This window comes from Sedimenticola hydrogenitrophicus, from assembly GCF_029017505.1.
In the GTDB taxonomy this organism is placed as follows: domain Bacteria; phylum Pseudomonadota; class Gammaproteobacteria; order Chromatiales; family Chromatiaceae; genus Sedimenticola; species Sedimenticola hydrogenitrophicus_A.
In genome coordinates this window covers 1-5,555 of record NZ_JAQGEI010000072.1, presented here as the reverse complement: position 1 = coordinate 5,555, position 5,555 = coordinate 1, and the positions used below count along the sequence as shown (strand labels likewise).

At 66.3% G+C, this 5,555-nt stretch carries 1 protein-coding gene; it reads right to left on the bottom strand.

Annotated elements, in window-relative coordinates; genetic code table 11:
• Nucleotides 1–222: 222 nt before the first annotated feature.
• Nucleotides 223–5,555 (bottom strand): Ig-like domain-containing protein (locus O9K64_RS23100; RefSeq protein ID WP_275100485.1); only part of this gene is annotated, 5,333 nt, incomplete at its 5' end.

Here is a 5,555-nt window from a genome sequence, read left to right as displayed (position 1 = left end):
GACATCGGCCTGCGCCGCGTATCCCCATAAAAGCAGCAGGCTTAAGAGTAATCCTCTGACCGTTGTCTTCATCATCCATTTCCAGGTTTGTTGGTTCATTATTCTCATTGCCGGCAGTGCCTGTTTCAGACACGCCATCACCAGCCCTTATTTTTTATTGGGTTATCAGGTAGGCGCGGTGCTACCCGAGTAATCAGGCAGAGACCTCGACCGCCGCGGGCGCTATTTACCACCCGGACCATTCCCTGCCGGCTTGTCGCTGCATTCAGCGCACTTTTGACAACCCGACGTGGGGATACACTGGGCACCCTTGATCGGACTGTAATCGACACCGCCGCTCACCCCGGTGCCGCCGCCGACCCAGCCACCGCCGGTCCACGGCGTGGGACTGCTGCCGCCACCGCCACCAACACTGCAGCTGCTGCTATCCATCCGGACCAGGAACTGGGTACCGCAACTGCCCCGGCTGGTCGTGCCGTTGGCGCAGACGTAGCCATAGTTACCGCTGAGTATCTGCTGGTAGCTGTTGCAACCGGCGCCGGAGCCGCTGCCATCCGGGTCCAGCGGCGCCAGCGCGGTGATCCGATAGGGGATCACCCGGCTCTCCTTGGCCTCCAGGCTCGTGGGGAAGGTGTCCAGGAACTCGTAACGGAAGTAGGCGTCACTGCCCGGCAGGGTGAACTGCAGGTCATCCGCGCGGATCAACCCGTGATTGGTCAGCCGCAGCTCGCCGTAAAACAGGTCCCCCGGCGCCATCGACGGCAGCGTCACACTGGCCGGCTCCAGCACCACCACCGCCGCCGGCACGTCGGTCTCGAAGATCGCCTGCAGGGTCACCTCGTATTTGTCTTCCAGGGTGATCTCCCGCACCGACCACTCCACGGTGACCAGGTTGTAGTCCAGGAACACCTCCTGCACCCCGGTGATCCCCGGCTTGATGCTCAACCGCCCCACCAGGTCCTGGTGGTTGTTGGCGCTGGCCCGGAACCGGTAACTGCCGGCCGGCAGGTCACTGAACAGCGCCTCCCCATAGGCGTCGGTGGTGAGGGTCTGTTCCACACTGAGCACCACCTCGTTCTGCACCCGGATCCGCGCATTGGCCAACCCCGGGATCGGGTTGTTGGCCTCATCCAGCGTCGCCGTGTAGATGTCGCTGGCCTTGAACAACACACTGCCCACCCCCGACTGGGTCACCGCCACGTACAGGTTCACCGGCACCGGCGCGCTGTTGCCGCTCTCCACCAGCAACCGCAACGGGTAGATCCCTTCCGCCACGCCCGCCCCGGGACTGGCCGCCAGCCGGATCTCCCGGCTCTCGCCCACCGGCAGATCGCCCTGACTCTCGGCCGAGAGCAACTGCACCCAGCTGGGCGCCGGGCTCCCATCCTGATCATGCAGACTGATCTGCATATCGGTCAGGTCGGCCAACCCCACGTTGCTGAACGTGATCGCCTCCGTCACACTGCCTTCCCGCGCCACGCCGGTCTCCACAAAGTTCGGCGTGAACCGCAGGGCCGGCTTCGCCTCCGCCAGGTGCAGGTTCAGGGTGATCGTCGCCAGGGCCGGGTTCTCGTCACTCACCACCCTAAACACCAGGCTCTCATCCATGGCGCTGTTGTCACCACTGAGGGTGATCGGCAACACCGCGCTCTGTTGGGCCTCCAGGGTCAGCGGATCACCCAGGGTGACCGTCAGGCCCACCGGATACTGCCCCCCCGCCTGGTCCGCCGCGTCATAGACCAGCCGCAGGTTGCCGGCACGGGTGCCCGCGCCGGTGGTCGCCTGCACCACACTCAGCGTCTGCTGATAGTTCCGCGGCAGGGTGTAGTTCAATAGCGTCGGCGAGACACTGACCCGCTGCAGGGTGAACTGGCCCTGGCCCGGCCGCGACAGCATATCCGGATGCAGCGCCGAGACGGTGAAGATGCCCGACTCGCCCGCCAACGGCGTGTGGCTGTACTGATAACCCCCGTTGCCATCGGCAAACACCTCCGCACTGCGCTCAAAGCCGTTGCCGGCTATCACCAGTTTGACCGGCACCCCGGCACTGGGCTGGCCACTGCTGCGATCGATGGCTTGCCCACTGATCAGGATCGGCTGGTCGCCGAACGAGCTGGCCGGGGTGATGGCGTCGATGGTGGCGCTGTACTCGGTATCCGCCAGCGAGGCCGGTACACGACTGCGCATACCCTCGATCGCCACCGCGTCACTTCCCCCCAGGTGGTAGTGGAACCGGTCGATCTCCAGGATCACCTCCACAGTCACCGGCGCACTCTCGGGCACAGCCACGCCATACCAGCCCGAGGTGAAGCGGCCACCCGGCGCGATACGCGCCACCGCGCGCCCGTCGATCAGGGTGATCACCCCCTCCCCGGTCGCCTGCTGCAGGGGCGTGACCGACAGGACGTTGCCATCCGCGTCCTGCAGGATGATCCGCGCCTCGTCCGTGGCCTGGTTACCCGCACGGGACAGCAGGATCTCCGTCTCCACCGCACTGGTGTTCTCCAGCACAAAGCGCACTTCCCCGGCCGTACCCCGGGTCAGCGACCGGCTCTCGACCTGCAGCAACAGCGTGTCATCACCAATGCTGATCGCCTGGTTGCGGATCACCTCCGCCTGCTCGCCCGTCTCGGCCAGCACCTGCACGCGCTGTTGCAGGCTGGTCAGATCCGGCAACGCCTGGGCACCGCCGACGATCACCGCGACCGGCTGCTGCGCCCCCGGCGCCAGGTCGAACGACGCACTGTTGTACGGGACACCCTCCAGCACCACCTGCAGCCGTACGCCACTCAGGGCACGGCTGCCGGTGTTCGCTACCTGGTAGTCCAGCCGGTTCATCACCCCCCGGTTCAGCTGGGACGCCTCCGCCAGCGTCACCGTCACCTCGGGCAGCATCACACCGCGCTCGATACTGTCCACACCCACCGTGTCCTGCGCCACCACCCGGTAGCGGCGCTCGCCCCCGGTGTAGCTGTTGTCGCTGTAGCTGGTCCCGGCAATCAGTCCCAGGTTGAGCGGGCTGGTCTCAGCCTCCACATAGAGTTTGTAGCCGGCGATGTTGCCGCCGTTATGGCTCCACTGGATCTCCGGCAGGCCCTGGTCCTCCTGGCGCACCGTCAGGCTGGCCACCGGCAACAGGTCCACATTGAGATAGGCCGAGGCCGACGGCGCCGACGCGTTGCCGGCGGTGTCCACCGCCGTCACCGCATAGACCGCCTCATTCTCGTTCGCCTGGGTATCGATAAAGCCCAGCTGGCCCGCACTATTGGCCACAATGCGGGTCTGCACCGGGGTCAACCCGCTGACATCGCTCAGCACCGTGCCGCTGCTGCGATACAGGCTGTAGGTGACATCCTCACCCAGCCCCGCCGGGGCCTCCCACAACGCCTTGATACCGGCCCCCACCAGTTCCAGGCTCAGATTGCGCGGCACGCCCGGCACACTGGCATCCGTGGTCACGCTCACCGCCGGGCTCTGGCCACTCAGCGCCTCCTGGCCATTGGCCTCACGGACACTGGCAATGGCATAACGGTATTCACCATCCAGACTGGTCGTGTCCTGATAAGCGGTGCCGCTGACCCGCTGATAGGCACTCAGGGACGCCTCCCCCGGCGCCTGCCGGTAAAGCTGGTACCCGCCGGCATCGGTCACCGGCTTCCAGCCCAGGGCCACCTGGCCGCCGGCCAACGCCTCGGCCGTCAGCTCGAGCGGGATCGCCAACGGCGGCAGCGCCCCCTGATACACCTGGAACAGGTTCGGGGCCAGGATACGACTGCCGAGGTTGTCCAGATCATCCCGCGCCTGCAGCCTGAACTGCAGGTTCTCGACCTCGACCAGTCCCGCGTCACCGGGCAGCACAAAACTCCCCCGCCAGATGGTCGCGGTGATCGGCACCAGTCCCTCAATGGCGGTCTCCACGCGACCGGCGCCCGAGAGCAGGTAGCCCAGCGCGGGGCTACTGCCACTTTTTACCGGCTGATCCAGTTCGATCTCCACCATCACCTGGGTCGGTTCCGTCTGGTCGGTGCGGATCGGCGAACCCGGCGATACCGTCAGCCGCGTCACCGCCGGCCCCGCCGTGTCGATCAGCAGGCTGGCACCGCTGAGGATCTCATCACCCCGGTTGCCCACCACATCACGGGCGGAGAACACCGCGTACGCCGTGCCCGAGGGGGTGGTGTCGCTGATCTCAAAACGCCCCTGGTAGTGGGTTCCGTCCACCGCCTCCAGCGCCACCGCCATCGGTACGCCACCGCTCGAGGCAATACTGAGGAACGGGGTCGTCAGCAGCGGCTCGCTCACTTCCAACGCCACATCCACCGGCCCCGTCGCCATCCGCCCCGTCGCCGGATCGTAACTGCCCGACGGCGTGTAGGTGATCGCCACCGCTTGCGGCCGCTGACTGTCGGCCACCGCCGCCACCGGCACCGACAGCGCACTGGCCGTCTGCAGCTCATTGCGCGCCACCACCCGATAGACATAGTTGCCATCCACCGCCGGCAGATCGGTAAACCGCCCCTCGGTAAGGGGTTGGCTGTTGGCCCGGGTCGCCTGCTCCAGCGCCGTAAACGGTGTCAACGACCGATACAGGTCATAGCTCACCACCCGCGGGTCACTGCTCACCGTCCAGCCGAGCGTGATCTGTCCCTCGCCCCGGGACTCGGCCGTCAGCCCACTCGGCGCATCCGGACGGCTGGTGTCCAGGGTCACCGTCACCGCACCGCTCGGCGCACTCGAACCCCCTCGGTTACTCGCCGCCGCCGTCAGGCTGTTGCTCCCTTCGTTCAGGGTCACCGTGCCACTGAACTGACCCGCACTGTCCACACTCAGGGGGCCGGCCACCTGCACACTCTCTATAGAGAGCCACACCTCACTCTGCGGCGCCGCCGTTCCATGCACCTCGAGGGAGGGGGTGTTGGTCTCGACACCGCTGATGGGGGTACTGATACTCGGCACCGGCGGGGGTGCCAGGGCCACCGTCAAGGACAGCTCCTGCAGCGTCTCGTTGCCCAGCGTGTCGTAGGCCGCCAGCGTCAGCGTGTGCGCACCATCGCTCACCCCGTCCAGATCCCACGCCGCACTCAGTCCATCCGCCGGGTTGATATCACTGGCAAAGGCCGCACCATCCAACCGGAACTCCACCCGGCCGATACCCGACAGGTCACTGGCCGTGACCACCAGAGTACCCGACTGGGTCACCGTGGCACCGGCAACCAATGGCGTCCCGTTCAGGGTCACCGCCGTGATCACCGGCCCCACCGTGTCATAGGACGGGGTCGCCTCCAGGCTCACCACCGTCGGGGTCTCGCCGTCCGAGAGGTTACGGGTGGTCACCGCAAAGTGATACGCCTGTCCATTGACCAGCCCCGCCACCCGGGCTTGCGGGGTACCCGCACTCACCCACACCCGGGGCGTCAGCCCCGCCACGCTGCTAAACGCCGCATCCTGTACGTAGATGGCATATTGCTTGACGTACTCCGCCGGCAACACCGCATCCCAGGTCAGTTCGATCTGACTGTCCAGCACCTCGGCACTCAGGCCGCTGGGATTGGGCA